Genomic DNA, 18,395 nt, shown 5'->3' on the forward strand with positions numbered 1-18,395 from the left:
ATTTCTACAGTGACCCAAAGACTTGATCAAATCACCCCATCAATGACAACCAACACAACAACAGCAGCGCAAGATGAACAACAACCGCTTCTCAGCTCTGCCTTTGAACAAAGCGAAATACAAACGACTTTAGAAAATACACGACTCAAAGCAACACAACTAACCCATATTCCAAATTACGATAACATTCCCGCTTCGACCCGACGCATTAAACCGCTGAATAATTTTTTAGGACAAGATCGGGCACGCGCTTCGGTGGAAGCAGGTATTTCCCTGCCATATTCTGGCTACAATATTTTTGCAGTGGGTACGGCGGGATTGGGCAAACGTACCATGGTCAAGCGTTTGCTGCAGCAACATGCCAAGAGCATGCCCACACCGAATGACTGGGTTTATGTCAATAATTTCAAACACCCGCGCCAACCGATTGCCTTGCAACTGCCTGCAGGTCAAGCGCCTAAATTTCAAAGTTTGTTACATCAAACTTGGCAAACTATTTTAAAGCAACTCGAACGTCGCTTTACCGCAGAAACCTATCACAACCGCATTGAAATGATTCGTCAGCAAGCGGGTGATGAACAGCAACAAGCCTTAGTTGAGCTGACCAGTGAAGGTGAAGAACTCGATTTAAAACTGATTGCGCAGGAAGATGAACATTGCTTTGTACCCGTGCATCTGAAAAATGACAAAATGCAGGAAATGTCTAAGGAAGATATTAACGCCTTGGACAGCAAAACCCGTGCAGAAATTGCGTCCAATATTCGTTATATGAATAAAAAACTGGAGCGTTTGGGTTTGCATTTAGGCGATTTAGAAGATGACGCACGTGACAAAGTACAAGACCTGAACCGTGATATTGCCAAACAAGTGGTAATGCCACGCATTGATATTATTCAAAATAAATATCCTAGTGTCGAAGGTTTGACTGAATATTTACAATACTATGCCGAAGATATTATTAATAATGTCGAGTTTGTTTTAGAACAGGAAGAAGATGATTTCCGTCCTGGCACCTTTAGCCGTATTCCTGCGCGCTACCAAGCCAATATTATTGTGACGCACAAACCCAACAGCGGTGTACCTGTTATTTTTGAAGATTTTCCAACCCATTACAATTTATTGGGGCATGTAGAACAACTCACGCAAAACGGCACCATTACCACTGACTTCACCTTAATTCGTGCAGGTAGCTTACATAAAGCCAATGGCGGCTTTTTGATGCTCGAAGCAGAGCAGTTACTGGAACAGCCTTATGCATGGCAAGGACTGAAACGCGCTTTAAAATCGGGGCAATTGAAACTTTCATCTTTGGAACACATGCTAACTTTAACAGGCAGCATTTCCATTGAACCGCAAGCCATTCCACTGAATATTAAAGTGATTTTACTGGCAGAGCCTGAAATTTATTATGAAATTTTAGAGCTAGAACCCGAACTTGGCAGCGTGTTTAAAATCCGTGCCGACTTTACCGATACATTACAACGTAATGACGAAAACGAGCAGGCATATATGCAGCTGATTGCCGACTATGTGCAATCTGACAAATTATTACCATTTGACCGTTCTGCTTTGGCGGCTTTACTTACTGACTCAAGCCGTCAAGCTGAAGATCAAAGCTCACTCTCCTTACATGCCCTCACCTTGGGTGATTTAATTCGTGAATCGCATCACCATGCGGCACAGGCGGGCGATAAAACGGTTTCCGAACAGCATATCAATACCGCACTGGATCATCGCAAATATCGCTTAGGCTATTTAAGAGAACTGTACTGGCAAGATTTATCACGCGGTACGCAGTTAATAGAAACTCGCGGACATCGTTTGGGGCAAATTAATGCCCTGTCGGTCATTCACTATGCCGATGTCGAATTTGGTCTGCCTTCGCGCTTAACTGCCTCAGTCTATCAAGGTGGCGGCGATATTTTAGATATTGAACGCAGTGTTGAACTTGGCGGTTCTTTACATGCCAAAGGTGTGTTGTTGATGGCCAGTTTCCTCAAAGCACATTTTGGTCGTGAGCAAATTTTGCATTTTTCTGCTGCCCTCGCCTTTGAACAAAGTTATGGTCAGGTCGATGGCGACAGTGCAACGGTAGCTGAGCTTTCAGCTTTGATTTCTGCAATTAGCCAACTACCTATTGACCAATCTTGGGCCATTACAGGTTCAATGAACCAACTTGGTCAAGTACAGCCAATTGGTGGCGTGAATGCAAAAATTGAAGGTTTCTTTGATGCCTGCAAACTGCAAGGTTTAACTGGCAAGCAAGGCGTGATTATTCCGCGTCAAAATATGCAGCACCTCATGTTACGTAAAGACGTGATTGAAGCCGTAGAACAAGGTCAATTCCACATTCACGCCATTGATACCATTGATCAGGCCTTAGAAATTTTAATGGCACGTCCTGTGGGTAAACTCACTAAAAAAGGACGTTACAGTAAAGGTTCAATTTACGCTGCAGTGATGGAACAACTTGAGTATTGGCAAGCCATTGAAGATGGTGCCGAAATTGAAGAAGAGCCGAAGAAAAAGAAAAAGTCCAAGAAAGAAAAGGACAAAAAGGACTCAGAGAAAAAGGACAAAGCGCAAAAAGCCAAGAAAAAACAGAAATCGGCTGAACCATCTGATGCGGCAACTTCTGATGAAGTCACTACCGAATCGGCTGAAATAGTTGAACTTGCAACTGAAAGCCCTGCGGTAAACTAAACGCAGTAATTCGAGTCAGCTATTCAAGTTAATTCTAGATATAAAAAAGCGCCAAGGCGCTTTTTTTATATCAACTTTTTGTATGGATGACTTTGACCTAGTTTGACCCAAGTCCAATACGTTAAGCTTCAGGTGCTGGGCTATATTGCTCAACCAAAGGTTTTAACTCACCTTTTTGGAACATATCCAACATAATATCGCTACCGCCAATCAGCTCGCCATTAATCCACAATTGTGGGAAAGTTGGCCAGTTCGCAATTTTTGGCAAAGTGGTACGAATATCTTGGTTTTCTAAAATATTCACGTAGGCAAAAGGACGACCAATTTGACTGAGCGCTTCTACTGCACGCGCAGAAAAACCGCATTGTGGAAATTGTGGTGTGCCTTTCATATAAAGAAGAACAGCATGTTTAGCAATTTGTTCACGAATTAACGCTTCGGTATCGCGTACTTGTTCAGTCATTGGTAAATCCTCAACTCATCTGTGTGGCATTATACCCAAAACCGAGCAAAACAGTACGTCTAAAGCAATAAATCCAATTTTATTTACAATTAGGCTTTTCATCTGCAGTAGATTTTGCTTATATAAGTTTTTCCCTCCAACCTAACAGATAAGAGTTAGTCATGAATAACATTACCCTTGCTCCTGTGCAAACTGATCAACCATCACATTTGATGCCTGTATTTGGTCGTCAGCCGATCAGCTTTGTCCGCGGTCGAGGTTCTTATCTTTATACTGAAGATGGCACAGAATATTTAGATGCACTTACAGGCATTGCCGTTTGTGGTTTAGGTCATGCACACCCTGCGATTACTGAAGCAATTGCCGATCAGGCGGCTACTTTAATTCACACCAGTAACTTGTTTGAGGTGCCATGGCAAACTGCTGCTGCACAAAAACTAGCTCAAGTTGCAGGCATGGAAGAAGTGTTCTTCTCAAACAGTGGTGCAGAATCTAACGAAGGCGCAATTAAAATTGCACGTAAGTTTGGTCATATGCAAGGCGTTGCCAATCCTAAAATTATTGTGGCCGATCATTCTTTCCATGGTCGTACCTTGGCAACCCTATCTGCAACAGGCAATAAAAAAGTTCAGGAAGGTTTTGCACCTTTGGTTGAAGGTTTTATTCGTGTGCCTTTTGGTGATGTCGAAGCCATTGAAGAAGCTGCGATTCAGTATCCTGATATTGTAGCTATTTTAGTCGAGCCGATTCAGGGTGAAGGCGGTGTGAATACTGCACCACAAGGTTTTAGTTACCTAGAAGATATCCGTCGCATATGCAATCAACACAACTGGCTGATGATGCTAGATGAAGTGCAAACAGGAAATGGTCGTACAGGTAAATTCTTTGCTTATCAACACACCAATATTGTGCCTGACGTTCTGACTACTGCCAAAGGTTTGGGCAACGGTTTCCCAATTGGTGCGGTGATGACACAAGGTCGCGGTGTGGGCGTTCTTACCGCAGGAAATCATGGTTCCACCTATAGCGGTACTGCGCTTGGTTCACGTGTCGTTTATACCGTGATTGACACCATCCAGAAAGAAAACTTGGTAGAAAATGCAGCAAAAATGGGCGGCTATATTGTGGAACAATTGCGTCAACAATTAGCAGACCAAAATGTAAGCGTGCGTGGTTTTGGTTTGATGATTGGTATTGAACTACCAAAACCATGTGCAGAATTGGTTGATATTGCCCGCGATGAATACAAAATGATTATTAACGTAACTGCAGGTTCTGTGGTGCGTTTATTACCAACTTTAAACATTACACAGGCTCAGGCAGATCAACTGATTGAACGCCTTGTAGCAATGATTAAAAAGTTCTTGGGTTAAATAAATCCCTAACAAAAAGCCGCAGTTTGAACTGCGGCTTTTTGCTAACTAAATGGTCGATCAGTATATTATCAACATTCAATTAAGATGCTTCTTGAAACACTCGCCCACCCGGCAATTGAGAAAAATATTGTTTTAAAGCTTCCAAACAGCGATGTACTTTCATCGGTTGCTGTTCGTGCTTAGAAATGATTGCATACAAAGTAAATGCGGGTAATTTCCACTCAGGCAAAATTTCAACCAAACTGCCATTAAGCAAATCTTTTTGAATATCCAAATGCAAAATTCGCGCAAGCCCATGCCCTTGCATACACAAAGATTTAGACACCAACACATTATTGGTCGATAGACGCGAGTCCAACTCTACATCCACACTTTCTGCAGTGCTGATATGCTTAAAATTGAGTTGCTGAAAATTTTTCATAATGGTTAATGGAATTAACTCGTGATGTTTTAAATCTTCAGGACGTGAAATGGGCGCGGTTTGATTTAAATAACTAGGTGATGCGACTAAAACTTGGTCAATATGGGCAATTGGAATCACATGCTGGTTTTGATCTTCAATTTTTGGACTCATACGCAGCGCAATATCAATGCGACCATCAATCAGGTCAATGTATTGATTGTCGGTTTCTAGATGGATAGATAAACCACGATGGGCCGACATCCAATGTGAAAGAGCAGGAATCACATGATTCGCACCTAACTCAGGAGTGGTGGCAATTCGTAAATCACCGACCAGATCATCTCTTAATTCATTAATGCGGATTTTTCCGCGCTCAGCAGCGGCGAGCATTTCTTGACAACTGTGGAAAAAAGCTTGTCCTGCTTCAGTCAAACTCAGTTTTCTAGTAGAACGATGCAGAAGCGTGACTTCCATATCTTGTTCTAGTGAACGGATTTGCTGACTGACGGCGCTGGTGGTGATCCCTAAATCACGTGCTGCACCGCTAAACGAGCTTTTTTCAACAACACAAGCAAATACACCCATTGCTCGAAGTTGATCTAACATAAATTCCCTCTGAAATTATAATCGTTGCCCTCATCTATCGATAAAAGCAACTTATTGTATTATACGGTGAAATTTATGCTTTGTATTCGTGATATTTAATTTATTGGTAAAACATTAGTTGGATTGATTGGCTTGCCATCTAGACGTACCTGAAACTCCAACATGGTACGTGTTGCACCAGAAGAACCCATTTCAGCAATCTTTTGACCCGCTGTGACATTTTGACCACTGCTCACATTCATCTTACTGTTATGTGCATAGGCGGTGATATAACCATCAATGTGCTTGATTAAAATCAAGTTCCCATATTCTTTTAATCCATCTGCAGCATAAACCACCTGCCCATCTGCTGCGGCATAAATTGGATCGCCCACATTGCCACCGTAACGAATTCCTTTGATATTACTTGCCAAATTAAACTGTGCAATCACAGCACCTTGTGATGGTTTCACCCAGCGCAATGTGCTGCTACGCACAGGTGTACTTGGTGTTGTTGAGCTAGTGGTCGTGGTTGTAGTCGATGTTACCGGTGCAGGTGTCACAGGTGTCGTTGGTAATGTGACTGTTTGACGTTGAATTGGTGCAGCCTGTGTTACAGGGCGAGTGCTTGTTGTACGTGGTGCATTGCCCGCTTTCAAACGAATCGACTGCCCGACATAAATACGATACGGCGGTGCAATATCATTCATTTCTGCAATGCTGAGATAGCTCAAACCATAACGTGCAGCGATACCACTTAAAGTATCACCCGAACGCACAGTATAAAAATTCGGCGCTGTTGCATAACGCGCAGAATTATTCACTTGAGGTTTAGAGGCACAACCACTCAACACGACGGTAGCCACAACAGCACTTGATAACACTAAGGTTTTCAACAATGCTGTTGGTGTGCTAAATAAACGATACTGAAACACCACAGGCATTCTTTCCTCTCTACAAATTCTAAATATTTTCTATTGCGCTAAGAGTAGCAAAAAAGTCCTTGTAATGAGGCTTACAAGCTACTTTTTCACAAAGTTATAACATTAGTTAGCCAATTTGGGAAAATTGACTGTGCAATGATTGCAAAACGTCATAATTGGTGGCATCCATCTGAATTGGTGTCACGCTGACATAGCCATTTGCTACCGCAAAAAAATCAGACTCAATTTCAGTTAAGCCTTTTTTCGGTGCAGCCACTGCCTCGCCCGACAAACCAATCCAATACACTTGACGCCCTCGTGGATCGACCTGACTAGTAATTGGCTTAGATTGGGTACGCTGTCCTTGATAGGTAATTTTTGTGCCCTGCAACACTGGCACATCTGGAATATTCACATTAAAAATATGTCGTGCAGGTAAACTTGGTAAACCTTGAGCAATAAAGTCATGTACCCACTGCGCTGCCTGCATATAATCTTGCGGATGCTGATAAGCACGTACATTATGCCCTGCAAGTGATACCGCAATCGCAGGCTGTTTCATCAAACGTCCTTCAAATGCCGCACCGACTGTGCCTGAGTACAGTACATCATCCCCTAGATTTGCACCGCTGTTAATGCCGCTGACCACCAAATCAAATTCGAAATCGAACAATCCATTCATCGACAAATAGACACAGTCTGCAGGTGTACCATTCACTGCCCAGACATCTTCAGCAATTTGCACAGGACGTAATGGTCGGTCTAAAGTCAGCGCACTCGAAAAACCACTGCGTTCACTTTCGGGTGCAACAATCACCACGCGACCCAAAGGTTTTAACGCTTTCGCCAAAGCTTGGATACCAGGTGCAAACACGCCATCATCATTGGCTATCAAAATATTCACAGAAAAATCTCAGATAAAACAAATATAAAGGTTATATACTAAAATATAGCAACGTCGGTTCAATCTTAAACTTGTTTGTGCCTGATTCAGGCCTAAGCACATTTAATAAGCACACGACAACAAAATGACTGATCAGCACATTTCATTGAAATATACAAAAGATTATATATATTTAGCGCTTAACATCCATCCAAAAATATATGTGATTCTCATGATTTTAGCTTTGTCATTTCGTCGTTTATTGGGTCTAGGTTTTGCTGCTGTATTAACGCAGTCTGTAATTGCAGAAGATTTGACTGCAGCAGAAGCCAATACGATTGTGAAAGAAGATGTTGCAGCGGCACAAGTCATGACTGAAATGTGCCCTGCACTGATTGGAAAAAATGCAAAATTAGATGCCAATATTCAAGCACTGATTCAAACTTATCTACAAGATTATTCAGAATCGAACATGACGCTTGCCAAACTACAAGCCGACGCAGAATATCAATCCGTTTTAGCTGAAGCGCGTGAAGCAGCAAAAGATACAGCCAAAGAAGAGCAAAAAGTAGTGTGTCAGGAAGCTTTAGAATTAGCACTTTAAATCACATGATTTAAATACTATTTTGAGCCTGTAAATAATTTTGCATACTCACCCTTTAAGGCAAACTTTCAAAGTTTGCCTTAAATTTTATGCTTAGTTTTTATATCTGGTATTTTTCCACTATTATTTTACGCTTTATATCAAGCCACTGATTTTCAAATTTCAGACTTTAATCTTCACTTTTTATACATGATTTGCGCTCAGATCACACAGCTTTAATACATTTTCACTCTTTCAATTCGCAAATAAATGATTCATCTTATAAGCACTTAAATGAATCGGTAGATTCAGTTCAAACAATATTTAAGGTACTTGATATGCAATTTTCTGGCTTAAAAAATTCACGTGCAGTTCATTTTTTTGGCGCAGTTGCGCTCAGTTTGGGTTTAAGTCAAGCCGCAATTGCGCAAGAAGAAAATATTGAAGTGACGCCATTACAACAAGTGACTCAGCAAGAATTAGCCGCTATTTATGTGTTATCTGAAGTTTGCCCTTCACTAGTCAAAGAACAAGATCAATTTCATCAGGGTTATACAAAACTTGCCCAAGAATATATGCCTAAAGAAAAAGACGCTGTTACTGCCTTAAGTAAACTCAGCAAACAAAAAAGCTTCCAGCCAATTTTAAAAGAAGCCCGTGCCGATGCCAAAGCTGCTGGAACAGCCAAAAACCAAGCAATTTGCCAAGAATTGACAGCATATAGCAGATAATACAATTTGGTTACAATACTTTTATCAATAAGCCGATTTCTCCCATAGAAGTCGGCTGAGCTTTGCCCTAAAATGCTAGCTCTTTTGTGCATACCTCAAGTATTGGAACCTCTTAGAATGACCCCAAAAAGCGCCCTTGCTGCATTATTACTATTACCAAGCTTTTCTTATGCAGCAACTGTCTTAGCTACACCACCAGAACTCAATAACAAATCATACGTTTTGATGGATTATGAGACGGGACAAATTTTAGCTTCAAAAAATGAAAACGAAAAACTCGCCCCTGCCTCAATGACCAAAATGATGACTAGTTTCATCATTGAACAAAAGTTATTAAAAGGCGAACTCACGGAAGATGAACAAGTCCGCATGAATGAGTCTGCATGGTGTCGTGGCAGCAGCACAGAATCATGTATGTATGTTCCTTTAAATGGCACAGCAACCGTACTTGAAATGCTACGCGGAATTATCGTGCAATCGGGCAACGATGCATCTAAAGCCATGGCAGAGCACATTGCAGGTAATGAAGGCACATTCGTTCACATGATGAATGAAGAAGCCAAACGTATTGGCATGAGCAATACCCAGTTTATGAACTCTACGGGTATGCCTGCTGAAGGTCACTTTTCTACCGCAAAAGATATGGCGACTTTAGCGCAGCACATCATCCATGACAGCTCAAAATACTACCCAATTTATTCTGAAAAAGAGTTTTCTTTTAATGGAATTAAACAAGGCAACCGTAATGCCCTGTTATATACCGACCCAAGCGTGGATGGTTTAAAAACAGGTCATACCAACGAAGCGGGTTACTGCTTAACCACTTCATCTAAACGTGGCCCAATGCGTTTAATTTCGGTGATTTTTGGTGCGCCAACCATGCAAGCTCGTGCAACTCAAACTCGTGAATTGTTAGCTTGGGGTTATGCAAACTACGAAACTGTACGTGTACAGCCTGCCAACCAAGTCTTAGCTAAAGCAAAAGTATGGTACGGTAAAAGCAAAGAAGCACAAATTGGTTTGCCAGAAAACTTTAACGTGACCATGCCAAAAGGCAAAGCCAACCAAATTAAAACTCAATTGGTGGTTCAACCTAAATTGACTGCTCCTTTGAAAAAAGGTCAAGTGATTGGTAAATATGTCGCAACCTTAGATGGTAAAGTGATTGCTGAAAAACCATTGGTGACGTTGCAGGAAGTGGAAGAAGCGGGTTTCTTTGCACGTATGCTAGACCATATCAAACAATTCTTTAGCAACTTATTCTAAGATTCATAAGCTTAGACTAAAGCGCAAAGCACACATGCCCGCATGTGTGCTTTTTTATTTTATACTGTCCTCAATCCTAAATTTATAAGCTAAAGATTTGTCCATCATGAAAAAAAATGTGCGTGCTTATTTAGAGCAAACCCCAAAAATTGACGCAAGCTGTTATGTAGATGAATTGTCGGTGGTGATTGGTGATGTGCATTTGGCCGCAAATGTATCGGTTTGGCCATTTGCCGTGATTCGTGGTGATGTTAACCATATTCGGATTGGTCAAAATTCCAATGTGCAAGATCATGCCATGCTGCATGTTAGCCATAAAAAAGCCGACAAACCTGAAGGTTCACCGCTGATTATTGGCGAAGATGTCACAGTTGGACATGGTGTGACCTTACACGGCTGCACCATTGGCAATCGGGTGTTATTGGGCATCAACACAATTGTTTTGGATGATGTCATTATTGAAGATGATGTAATGATTGGCGCAGGGTCTTTAGTGCCACCGCGTAAGCGTTTGGAAAGTGGCTATTTGTACGTGGGTAGCCCTGTGCAAAAAGTTCGTCCTTTAACCGACAAGGAAAAAGAGTTTTTGCCTTATTCTGCACGGCACTATGTAAAAGTGGCGGGGAATTATCAATAATCCACCCCTCAAAGTTCTTTTTGATTGTTGTAATTTGAGGGATTACACGTTCTGCACCGTTAATTTTAAACTCAGTGTATGAATGACATGATTAATCTTATCAAATCGAGAGGCTGAATCTTGACTTAGAGTTTTATACAAAGCTTTACGGTCAATATCTGCCTCTTTTTCTATTTGTGCAATACCTTTGACTTTGGCAACAACACCTAGCGCAAATGAGATCACATCCAGCATCACCAAATGAATCAAAGAACAAAGTACCCCTCACATCTTCCCACAACTACACAAACCTACATTTACAGTTTTAAAGAAATCCCCTTTCAACATAGCCACATCCCCCTAAATTTTGTAGAATATGCGTTTTACCCCATGGTGCTTTTCAATGACCGCTTGGACTGCTCACGTTACTGTCGCCACCGTTATCGAAAAAAACGGAAAATTCCTGTTTGTTGAAGAACATACAGAAGGTGTGACGCATAGCGTGTTTAATCAGCCTGCAGGGCATGTTGAAGCTGGCGAAAGCTTAATTGAAGCAGCAATACGTGAAACCATGGAAGAAACTGGGCATCGGGTGAAAATTAATGCCTTACTCGGTATTTATAGCTATACTCCGCCTATGTTTCCTGACCGCACCTATTATCGCTTCTGCTTTCTAGCCGAATCGCTGCAACATGATGCGCAAGCCCAGCTCGATCCCGATATTATTGGTACAGTATGGATGTCTGCAGACGAACTGGCTGAATCAGCACGTGCCCGAAGTCCGTTGGTACTGAAAGCGGTTCAAGATGCGCTCAGTGGTCAATCTTATCCTTTATCGCTCATTTACGAGCACCAAAATTCTCCCCTTATTTCTAGTTTGGATGCCTAATTCTATGCAACAACGTGTCATCGTCGGTATGTCAGGTGGTGTAGATTCATCTGTTTCTGCTGCACTTCTACTTCAACAAGGTTATCAGGTTGAAGGGCTTTTCATGAAAAACTGGGAAGAAGATGACGGCACCGAATATTGTACGGCAATGGAAGACCTTGCCGATGCTCAAGCGGTATGTGACAAGCTCGGCATTAAATTGCATACAGCCAACTTTGCGATGGAATATTGGGACCGAGTTTTTGAGCATTTTCTTGCCGAATATGCCGCAGGACGCACGCCAAACCCAGATATTTTATGTAATAAAGAAATTAAGTTCCGTGCTTTTTTAGATCACGCCATGAATTTAGGCGCAGATTTTATCGCCACAGGTCACTACGCTCGTCGTGGTGGAACGCAGTACAACTCCAAAGGTGAAGCATACGCTCCACTGTTACGTGGTTTAGATAAAAATAAAGATCAAACCTATTTCTTACATGCAGTGCATGGTCGTGAAATCAATAAAACCTTGTTCCCTGTGGGCGAAATTGAAAAGCCGCAAGTCCGAAAAATTGCCGAAGAACTAGATTTAGTCACTGCCAAGAAAAAAGACTCGACAGGGATTTGCTTTATTGGTGAACGTCGCTTTAATGATTTCTTAAAACAATATTTGCCTGCTCAAGCTGGAAAAATTGTTTTAGACGATGGCAAAGAGGTTGGTGAACATCACGGCTTAATGTACTATACGCTCGGTCAGCGTGGCGGGATTGGTATTGGCGGCTTAAAAGGTGTTGCTGAAGGTGCATGGTTTGTCCTGCATAAAGATATTGAAAACAATCGTTTAGTGATTGGTCAAGGTCATGAACATCCACTCATGCAAAGCACTATTTTATGGAGCGAAGCAATTGATTGGGTGGCAGGTGAACAAGAAATTCCAGCGTCAGGCTTCCGTTGTACTTGTCGCACTCGCTATCGCCAAGATGATCAGGACTGTGTAATTTTCAATGATGACAGCATGCCTGGCGGTGTACGTGTGGAATTTGATGAACCACAACGTGCAGTCACTCCTGGTCAAAGTGTCGTATTCTATTCAGGCGAAATGTGTTTAGGCGGTGGTGTGATTCACCATACCAATGCACCTAAACCCGATTTTATTTAAGGATTGTTTTGGATGACAGAGTTACCGTTTCAACAGTCACCAACTCTGAATGTTCGCCAAAATCGTGCCTTGGCGTTAGCGGGTGTGTTTCAAGCCACCCAGCTCACGCACATGACTGCACTCACAGGCAGACAAAGTATTGGTGAAAGCGGTAACTTTTATTTTGAGCAATTAATTAAAGCCAGTTTAAATATCCGTCCAAGTAGCAATCACAGTTCGCAAACTTTGGATTTTTTTAATCATTTGGCCGATATTTCTTTGGGTTTAAAAACGCTAGAAAGCAGCATCAACCAACCTTTTAATACTGCTCCTAAATCGCGTTTACCTAAACTATCCAATACCAAACTACCCATGTCGTATGCGATGGCACTCTTACAATTAGAAAAGAAAGTGTATAGCAATCCTAAATACGTCCAAATTATTGAGCAGTCACAGCAAAAAATCTTAAAACAACTTTCATTTTTTGATCATAACTATTTGCATCCCAGTATTATTGCCAATTTAGCCCAAACCTATGTCGATACTGCGGGACAAATTAACCCGCGCATTATGGTACGTGGCAATGCAGAAGCATTTAAGGATTCTGCACATACCAACCGAATTCGAGCTTCGCTTTTTACAGGCTTACAAATGGCACACCTTTGGCGTCAACTTGGTGGCAGTTCATGGGGCATGGTATTTAGCAAACGTAAATTATTACGTGATATTCAAGATCTGGCGCGTTTACAGTATCAGGTGGTTTAAACCATGCTGAACACGCTTTTGTTTTAGGTTTAATTCCAAAGTTTAAGGAATCGATATGAACGCTTTAACCGCACTTTCTCCATTAGATGGGCGCTATGCAAGCAAATGTGATGCTCTCCGCCCTTTCCTCTCTGAGTTTGGTTTAATCCATGCTCGTGTGACTGTTGAAGTGCGTTGGTTACAAGCGCTTGCCAATCGTCCTGAAATTACCGAAGTACCTGCTTTCAGTGCTGCAACGAATGCTGCATTAGATGCAATTGTTGCAGATTTCTCTGAAGATGATGCCAATCGCATTAAAGAAATTGAACGCACCACCAACCATGACGTAAAAGCAGTTGAATATTTCTTAAAAGAAAAAATTGCCAACATTGATGAGTTAAAAAATGCAGGTGAGTTCATTCACTTTGCTTGTACTTCAGAAGACATCAACAACTTGTCACATGCTTTAATGCTTAAAAATGGTCGTGAAGTATTGGTTGCAGCGATGCAGCAAATCATTGATTCGATTGTTGCATTGGCAGAAAAACACGCAGATCAACCAATGTTGTCACGTACTCACGGTCAAACTGCAAGCCCAACAACTTTGGGTAAAGAAATGGCAAACGTGGCATATCGTCTTGCACGTCAAATCAAACAGTTCAAGCAAGTTGAGCTTTTGGGCAAAATCAATGGTGCAGTAGGTAACTACAACGCTCACCTTTCTGCATACCCAGAAATCAACTGGCCTGCACATTCTCAAGCATTTGTAGAATCTTTAGGTTTAAGCTTTAACCCATACACGACTCAAATTGAGCCACACGACTATATGGCAGAATTGTTTGATGCGCTACGTCGTTTCAACACCATTCTAATCGACTTCAACCGTGACGTTTGGGGCTACATCTCACTTGGTTTCTTCAAGCAAAAACTGAAAGAAGGTGAAGTTGGTTCTTCAACCATGCCGCACAAAGTAAACCCAATTGACTTTGAAAACTCTGAAGGTAACTTGGGTATCGCCAATGCAGTCTTGGCTCACTTAGGCGAAAAATTACCAATCTCTCGCTGGCAACGTGACTTAACTGACTCGACTGTATTGCGTAATATGGGTGTTGGTTTTGCACAAAGCTTGATCGCATTTGAAGCTTGCTCTAAAGGTATTGGCAAACTTGAATTGAACGCACAACGTATTCTTGAAGATTTAGACAATGCTCAAGAAGTATTGGCTGAGCCAATTCAAACTGTGATGCGTCGTTATAACATCGAAAAACCATACGAAAAATTAAAAGCTCTTACACGTGGTCAAGCTATGACACGTGACATGATGGTAGATTTCGTGAATGGTAATGAGTTGGAAGGCGTTCCTGCAGCAGATCGCGCACGTTTAGCGACAATGACGCCTGCAACTTACACAGGTAATGCAGCTGAACAAGCAAAACAAATTCAAGATTTAATTGCTAAAATCTAATTTGTAAAAGCATTCATCACAATACAAAAATGCGAAGCTTCGGCTTCGCATTTTTATTAGAATAAAACAAATCTTCCAACTTAAACATCACATGCAAAATCAATTCCGCATTCAACATTACTGTGCTTTAGGCTTGGTTATACTCGCCATGTTGGCTGCCAGTATTCAACCACTGGAATTTGAGTCATATTTACTGCATCAGGCAGGCACAGTTTTTATGATGGCTGGTTTGCTGATTGCCTTTAAAAAAGTAGGACTGAGCTTTTCCAGTTTTGTGCTGTATTTAATATTTTTACTGATTCACATTGTCGGGGCACATTATCTGTATTCTTATGTGCCCTATAATGATTGGATTTTGCACAGCTTTGGCTTTAATTTAGATCAAAGCATGGGCTGGTCACGCAATATGTATGACCGCTTTGTGCATTTGACTTATGGGATTTTGCTCTACCCTGTTTTATTACGTTTGTTTGAAATCTGGTTTCCAAAAAATAAACCGATAGTTTTATATCTTTTGGTCATTCAATTTGTCATGGCAAGCAGTTTGATTTATGAATGGGTGGAATGGCTCATTGCGCTTGGCTTATCACCAGAAGATGCTGAAAATTATAACGGACAGCAAGGGGATATTTGGGATGCACACATGGATATGCTTTTAGCGACAATAGGGGCAATACTGATGGGCTGTTTCTACTTAATCAAGAAACCCACCCCATAACAGAATACCCCTTGCTGACTAAACCCAAATTTATTGCCAATACCACCACCAAAAACCAGCTAAACTTGCAACTGAAATCATCCAGACCAGCACTGTGAATACTGTGGGTTTACCTGAACCCCAAAACATAGTTTTGGCAAGCCATTTTTTAAACAATACACTGCTTAAAGTTAAGCTTGCTAAATGCACCAACACTGCAGCTAAGAATAAATTTGCAGCAAATTCATGCACCTCTTTTAAGGTATGACTTTGGGTATAATCGGTGAAAAATCCAGCCAACACAGTTAAAGGCAATGCTAACCAAATCAACAAAATACTAAATTGAAACGCACTGGAACTACCCGACTTTAAAAACTGCAGTGAAAAATACTGCTGAGGCTGTTTCCAATAGCGTTTTATAAATTGTTGGATCATGCCTAAACGTCTAGAAATCCCTGGTGGCTGTGTGCTGTTCAACATACTCAACACCTGCCACACTATTCGTAAAGCTAAACTAATTCCCAAAGTGTAACCAAAAGCCATGTGCAACTGATGCCATTCTTCCGCATCGCCTGTTAAATATGCCCCTGTAAAGCTCAGTAGCATCACCATATGTAAAAAACGAATCATTAGATCTGTAGATGTTGATTGCTTCGCTGGCACAATATTTGTTTGCATATTCAACCTGGCTAGGTGTTTTTTTCTTATTACCAAGATATCGCATCAAGCTGAATTGAAAATTAAGATGCTTAAATCAAAGACCTAAAAACTTTAATTTTTTATAAAATATGAATAAAAAAATTGCGCTCAATTGAGCGCAATTTATAGAAGTTAGATGATCCCTATTATAATTTGGGATCACGAATTTGCAGCAAACTACCATTGGCTTTGCTTAGGCTATCGACCAGTTTATTCATTACAGCTGGAATCAGACTGTCTGCCATTTGTGCCGCTTGTAAACCCAGTTTTTCACCCAATGTTGGTTTTTTACGAGTTTGAATTACATAAATATCATGCTGTGGCAATAAGCTCAGTAAGTACTCATCTGAAGTTTGTAGTTTATCCACCAAATTTAAATCTAAAGCATCCTGACCATACCAATGCTCACCTGTTGCGACTTTTTCAACATTCAGTTGTGGGCGGTACTTTTCAACAAAGTGCTTAAACAGAATATGGGTTTGCTGCAACTCTTGTTCAAATTTTGCTTTGCCTTCTGCGGTATTTTCACCAAACATGGTCACGGTGCGTTTATATTCACCTGCGGTGTACATCTCAAAATCTATATTTTTTTCTTTCAGCAAACGATTAAAGTTCGGTACTTGTGCCACTACTCCAATAGAACCCAAAATGGCAAATGGCGCTGACACAATTTCTGAACCAATGCATGCCATCATATAGCCACCACTTGCCGCAACTTTATCGACACAAATGGTTAAATGAAATCCTGCATCACGTAAACGTACCAATTGCGCAGCAGCAAGTCCATAGCCATGTACCATGCCACCAGGGCTTTCTAGGCGCACCACCACACGGTCACGACCTGCTTTTGCTGTTGCCAAAACCAAAGTGATTTCTTCACGTAATTGCTCTACTGCTGATGCGGCTGTATCGCCTTTAAAGTCAAGTACATAAATTTTTTGATTGTTCTTTTTACGGGCTCGTGCTTCACGTGCCATTTGTTGGCTAAGTTGCAACAACTCAAGTTTAGATGCCGTAGTTTGCGCAATTTTTTTTCGTTGTTCGTTAATTCGCGCATTTAAATGGCTAATACGAATTTCGGCAGGTAATTTAGGTAAATGAAATAACATAGATCCGCAATTCTCAATTTTATTTGTGCTTAGCTTAAGATGAGGGCTGAACTTAAAAATTCAATATCACCTTGTTGATTTGCTTAATTTAATCGATTTTAAATCTCATTACCGTTTAATTTGTGCAAAAGCAAAATCATGCTAGGTACTAAACATTCGTCATAAAAAAACCGCAAATCGGTTTGATTTGCGGTCCTTTTATACAGATTTTGAAAATTAACCAAAACGACCTGTAATATACGCTTCTGTTAATTGATGGTCTGGCTGAGTAAATACTTTTTCAGTTGCATTCACTTCAATCAAATCACCCAAATGGAAGTATGCAGTACGGTCAGATACACGTGCTGCCTGTTGCATAGAGTGCGTTACAATTGCAATTGTATATTGAGTAGAAAGTTCAGAAATTAATTCTTCTACTTTTGCCGTTGCAATTGGGTCAAGTGCCGAACATGGTTCATCCATTAAAATTACTTCTGGACTTACCGCAATGGTACGTGCGATACAAAGACGTTGTTGCTGACCACCCGACAAACCAGTACCTGGTTGATTCAAACGGTCTTTCACTTCATCCCACAAACCAGCTTTACGCAAACTGTTTTCTACAATTTCTTCCAAATCGTATTTATCGCGCGCTAAACCATGCAGTTTAGGGCCATAGGCTACGTTTTCAAAAATTGATTTTGGAAATGGGTTTGGCTTTTGGAACACCATACCAACTTGCGCACGTAATAATACGACGTCAAGGTTAGGATCATAAATGTCTTGGTTATCCAACATCACTTTACCCGTTACACGACAGCTATCAATGGTGTCGTTCATACGGTTTAAAGTACGCAAGAAAGTAGATTTACCGCAACCAGATGGACCAATAAATGCAATCACTTCATTTTCATAGATATTTAAATCAATACCTTTGATGGCTTCAGACTCACCATAATACACATGCACGTCATTGGTGCTTAACTTTACATTTGAAGATTTCGCTTCTTTTTTGCTAGACGCTTGTGTATCAAACTGTGAAACAAACGAAGTTGATGATTGCTTCTGCTCTACATCTGGAGATGTAAATTGGCTTTGCTGTGGATTCACTTGTTTATCCTGTTCTAAGGAATTTGGTTTTTCTGTGCTTGCTACAGTATTCAT

General features: G+C 41.0%; 19 protein-coding genes. 11 read left to right on the forward strand and 8 right to left on the reverse strand.

All coding sequences use genetic code 11. The annotated features are described in order from the left end of the window. Positions 1 to 42: 42 nt before the first annotated feature. On the forward strand, positions 43 to 2,703 hold the full coding sequence (locus CF596_RS02165) for an ATP-binding protein (RefSeq protein WP_242439120.1): 2,661 nt from the start codon (positions 43 to 45) through the stop codon (positions 2,701 to 2,703). 121 nt (positions 2,704 to 2,824) lie between these two features. Here CF596_RS02165 and grxD read toward each other — a convergent pair whose 3' ends face one another. Further along, positions 2,825 to 3,166, reverse strand: coding sequence for a Grx4 family monothiol glutaredoxin (gene grxD, locus CF596_RS02170; protein ID WP_019837647.1), 342 nt, complete (start codon positions 3,164 to 3,166; stop codon positions 2,825 to 2,827). A gap of 161 nt (positions 3,167 to 3,327) precedes the next feature. Between grxD and CF596_RS02175 the strand changes: the two genes are divergently transcribed. Further along, entirely contained in the window at positions 3,328 to 4,539 is a 1,212-nt protein-coding gene (locus CF596_RS02175) for an aspartate aminotransferase family protein (protein WP_096901074.1), read from the forward strand. Positions 4,540 to 4,621: 82 nt separating this feature from the next. On the opposite strand, the gene CF596_RS02180 is transcribed toward CF596_RS02175, so the two are convergent. From CF596_RS02180 to surE, 3 genes are all read right to left on the reverse strand, one after another. After that, positions 4,622 to 5,551, reverse strand: coding sequence for a LysR family transcriptional regulator (locus tag CF596_RS02180; protein ID WP_096901075.1), 930 nt, complete (start codon positions 5,549 to 5,551; stop codon positions 4,622 to 4,624). Positions 5,552 to 5,646: 95 nt separating this feature from the next. Continuing rightward, on the reverse strand, positions 5,647 to 6,474 hold the full coding sequence (locus CF596_RS02185) for a peptidoglycan DD-metalloendopeptidase family protein (RefSeq protein ID WP_096901076.1): 828 nt from the start codon (positions 6,472 to 6,474) through the stop codon (positions 5,647 to 5,649). Positions 6,475 to 6,580: 106 nt separating this feature from the next. Then, positions 6,581 to 7,357 carry a 5'/3'-nucleotidase SurE gene (surE, locus tag CF596_RS02190; protein ID WP_096901077.1) on the reverse strand — a complete coding sequence of 259 codons (777 nt, stop codon included), beginning with the start codon at positions 7,355 to 7,357 and terminating at the stop codon, positions 6,581 to 6,583. A 211-nt stretch (positions 7,358 to 7,568) separates the two neighbouring features. On the opposite strand from surE, the gene CF596_RS02195 reads away from it, so the two are divergent. The 4 genes from CF596_RS02195 to CF596_RS02210 all read left to right on the forward strand — a co-directional run bounded on the left by CF596_RS02195 (position 7,569) and on the right by CF596_RS02210 (position 10,553). Further along, positions 7,569 to 7,940 (forward strand): hypothetical protein, encoded by a 372-nt coding sequence (locus CF596_RS02195; protein WP_026438310.1) that lies wholly within the window; start codon positions 7,569 to 7,571, stop codon positions 7,938 to 7,940. 317 nt (positions 7,941 to 8,257) lie between these two features. Beyond that, positions 8,258 to 8,650 (forward strand): hypothetical protein, encoded by a 393-nt coding sequence (locus CF596_RS02200; RefSeq protein WP_004971644.1) that lies wholly within the window; start codon positions 8,258 to 8,260, stop codon positions 8,648 to 8,650. A gap of 117 nt (positions 8,651 to 8,767) precedes the next feature. Beyond that, on the forward strand, positions 8,768 to 9,916 hold the full coding sequence (gene dacC / locus CF596_RS02205; RefSeq protein ID WP_096901078.1) for a D-alanyl-D-alanine carboxypeptidase PBP5/6: 1,149 nt from the start codon (positions 8,768 to 8,770) through the stop codon (positions 9,914 to 9,916). 106 nt (positions 9,917 to 10,022) lie between these two features. Next, positions 10,023 to 10,553, forward strand: a complete 531-nt coding sequence (locus CF596_RS02210) for a gamma carbonic anhydrase family protein (protein WP_004971648.1) — start codon at positions 10,023 to 10,025, stop codon at positions 10,551 to 10,553. Positions 10,554 to 10,595: 42 nt separating this feature from the next. Here the strand turns inward: CF596_RS02210 and CF596_RS02215 are convergent, their stop codons facing one another. Next, positions 10,596 to 10,778 (reverse strand): hypothetical protein, encoded by a 183-nt coding sequence (locus CF596_RS02215; protein WP_143228671.1) that lies wholly within the window; start codon positions 10,776 to 10,778, stop codon positions 10,596 to 10,598. 157 nt (positions 10,779 to 10,935) lie between these two features. Here CF596_RS02215 and CF596_RS02220 point away from each other — a divergent pair, with 157 nt between their 5' ends. The 5 genes from CF596_RS02220 to CF596_RS02240 all read left to right on the forward strand — a co-directional run bounded on the left by CF596_RS02220 (position 10,936) and on the right by CF596_RS02240 (position 15,465). Then, positions 10,936 to 11,421 (forward strand): NUDIX hydrolase, encoded by a 486-nt coding sequence (locus CF596_RS02220; protein ID WP_096901080.1) that lies wholly within the window; start codon positions 10,936 to 10,938, stop codon positions 11,419 to 11,421. Between the two features lie 4 nt (positions 11,422 to 11,425). Further along, the gene (gene mnmA / locus CF596_RS02225; protein WP_096901081.1) at positions 11,426 to 12,559 is read left to right on the forward strand and encodes a tRNA 2-thiouridine(34) synthase MnmA; all 1,134 of its coding nucleotides are present in this window, start codon (positions 11,426 to 11,428) and stop codon (positions 12,557 to 12,559) included. A 12-nt stretch (positions 12,560 to 12,571) separates the two neighbouring features. Then, positions 12,572 to 13,303: a high frequency lysogenization protein HflD gene (gene hflD, locus CF596_RS02230; protein ID WP_096901082.1), complete on the forward strand. Its 732-nt coding sequence runs from the start codon at positions 12,572 to 12,574 to the stop codon at positions 13,301 to 13,303. A gap of 55 nt (positions 13,304 to 13,358) precedes the next feature. Further along, positions 13,359 to 14,747: an adenylosuccinate lyase gene (gene purB, locus CF596_RS02235; protein ID WP_019837658.1), complete on the forward strand. Its 1,389-nt coding sequence runs from the start codon at positions 13,359 to 13,361 to the stop codon at positions 14,745 to 14,747. A 91-nt stretch (positions 14,748 to 14,838) separates the two neighbouring features. Continuing rightward, positions 14,839 to 15,465, forward strand: coding sequence for a DUF2238 domain-containing protein (locus CF596_RS02240; protein WP_096901083.1), 627 nt, complete (start codon positions 14,839 to 14,841; stop codon positions 15,463 to 15,465). Between the two features lie 30 nt (positions 15,466 to 15,495). Here CF596_RS02240 and CF596_RS02245 read toward each other — a convergent pair whose 3' ends face one another. The 3 genes from CF596_RS02245 to pstB all read right to left on the reverse strand — a co-directional run bounded on the left by CF596_RS02245 (position 15,496) and on the right by pstB (position 18,395). Continuing rightward, a complete protein-coding gene (locus CF596_RS02245) occupies positions 15,496 to 16,122 on the reverse strand; it encodes a cytochrome b/b6 domain-containing protein (protein WP_096901084.1) in 627 nt (208 codons plus the stop codon). A gap of 167 nt (positions 16,123 to 16,289) precedes the next feature. Continuing rightward, positions 16,290 to 17,252, reverse strand: coding sequence for a protease SohB (gene sohB, locus CF596_RS02250; RefSeq protein ID WP_096901085.1), 963 nt, complete (start codon positions 17,250 to 17,252; stop codon positions 16,290 to 16,292). Between the two features lie 216 nt (positions 17,253 to 17,468). Next, complete coding sequence (gene pstB, locus CF596_RS02255; RefSeq protein WP_096901086.1) at positions 17,469 to 18,395, reverse strand: phosphate ABC transporter ATP-binding protein PstB; 927 nt, start codon at positions 18,393 to 18,395, stop codon at positions 17,469 to 17,471.

Origin of the sequence: Acinetobacter sp. YT-02, assembly GCF_002412355.1 — a bacterium.
Taxonomy (GTDB): domain Bacteria; phylum Pseudomonadota; class Gammaproteobacteria; order Pseudomonadales; family Moraxellaceae; genus Acinetobacter; species Acinetobacter towneri.

What these genes read in the sequence shown, in the direction of transcription:
- CF596_RS02165 (WP_242439120.1), top strand. Translation starts at nt 43, where the DNA reads ATGACAACCAACACAACAACAGCAGCGCAAGATGAACAACAACCGCTT.
- grxD (WP_019837647.1), bottom strand. Translation starts at nt 3,166, where the DNA reads ATGACTGAACAAGTACGCGATACCGAAGCGTTAATTCGTGAACAAATT.
- CF596_RS02175 (WP_096901074.1), top strand. Translation starts at nt 3,328, where the DNA reads ATGAATAACATTACCCTTGCTCCTGTGCAAACTGATCAACCATCACAT.
- CF596_RS02180 (WP_096901075.1), bottom strand. Translation starts at nt 5,551, where the DNA reads ATGTTAGATCAACTTCGAGCAATGGGTGTATTTGCTTGTGTTGTTGAA.
- CF596_RS02185 (WP_096901076.1), bottom strand. Translation starts at nt 6,474, where the DNA reads ATGCCTGTGGTGTTTCAGTATCGTTTATTTAGCACACCAACAGCATTG.
- CF596_RS02195 (WP_026438310.1), top strand. Translation starts at nt 7,569, where the DNA reads ATGATTTTAGCTTTGTCATTTCGTCGTTTATTGGGTCTAGGTTTTGCT.
- CF596_RS02200 (WP_004971644.1), top strand. Translation starts at nt 8,258, where the DNA reads ATGCAATTTTCTGGCTTAAAAAATTCACGTGCAGTTCATTTTTTTGGC.
- dacC (WP_096901078.1), top strand. Translation starts at nt 8,768, where the DNA reads ATGACCCCAAAAAGCGCCCTTGCTGCATTATTACTATTACCAAGCTTT.
- CF596_RS02210 (WP_004971648.1), top strand. Translation starts at nt 10,023, where the DNA reads ATGAAAAAAAATGTGCGTGCTTATTTAGAGCAAACCCCAAAAATTGAC.
- CF596_RS02220 (WP_096901080.1), top strand. Translation starts at nt 10,936, where the DNA reads ATGACCGCTTGGACTGCTCACGTTACTGTCGCCACCGTTATCGAAAAA.
- mnmA (WP_096901081.1), top strand. Translation starts at nt 11,426, where the DNA reads ATGCAACAACGTGTCATCGTCGGTATGTCAGGTGGTGTAGATTCATCT.
- hflD (WP_096901082.1), top strand. Translation starts at nt 12,572, where the DNA reads ATGACAGAGTTACCGTTTCAACAGTCACCAACTCTGAATGTTCGCCAA.
- purB (WP_019837658.1), top strand. Translation starts at nt 13,359, where the DNA reads ATGAACGCTTTAACCGCACTTTCTCCATTAGATGGGCGCTATGCAAGC.
- CF596_RS02240 (WP_096901083.1), top strand. Translation starts at nt 14,839, where the DNA reads ATGCAAAATCAATTCCGCATTCAACATTACTGTGCTTTAGGCTTGGTT.
- CF596_RS02245 (WP_096901084.1), bottom strand. Translation starts at nt 16,122, where the DNA reads ATGCAAACAAATATTGTGCCAGCGAAGCAATCAACATCTACAGATCTA.
- sohB (WP_096901085.1), bottom strand. Translation starts at nt 17,252, where the DNA reads ATGTTATTTCATTTACCTAAATTACCTGCCGAAATTCGTATTAGCCAT.
- pstB (WP_096901086.1), bottom strand. Translation starts at nt 18,395, where the DNA reads ATGAATACTGTAGCAAGCACAGAAAAACCAAATTCCTTAGAACAGGAT.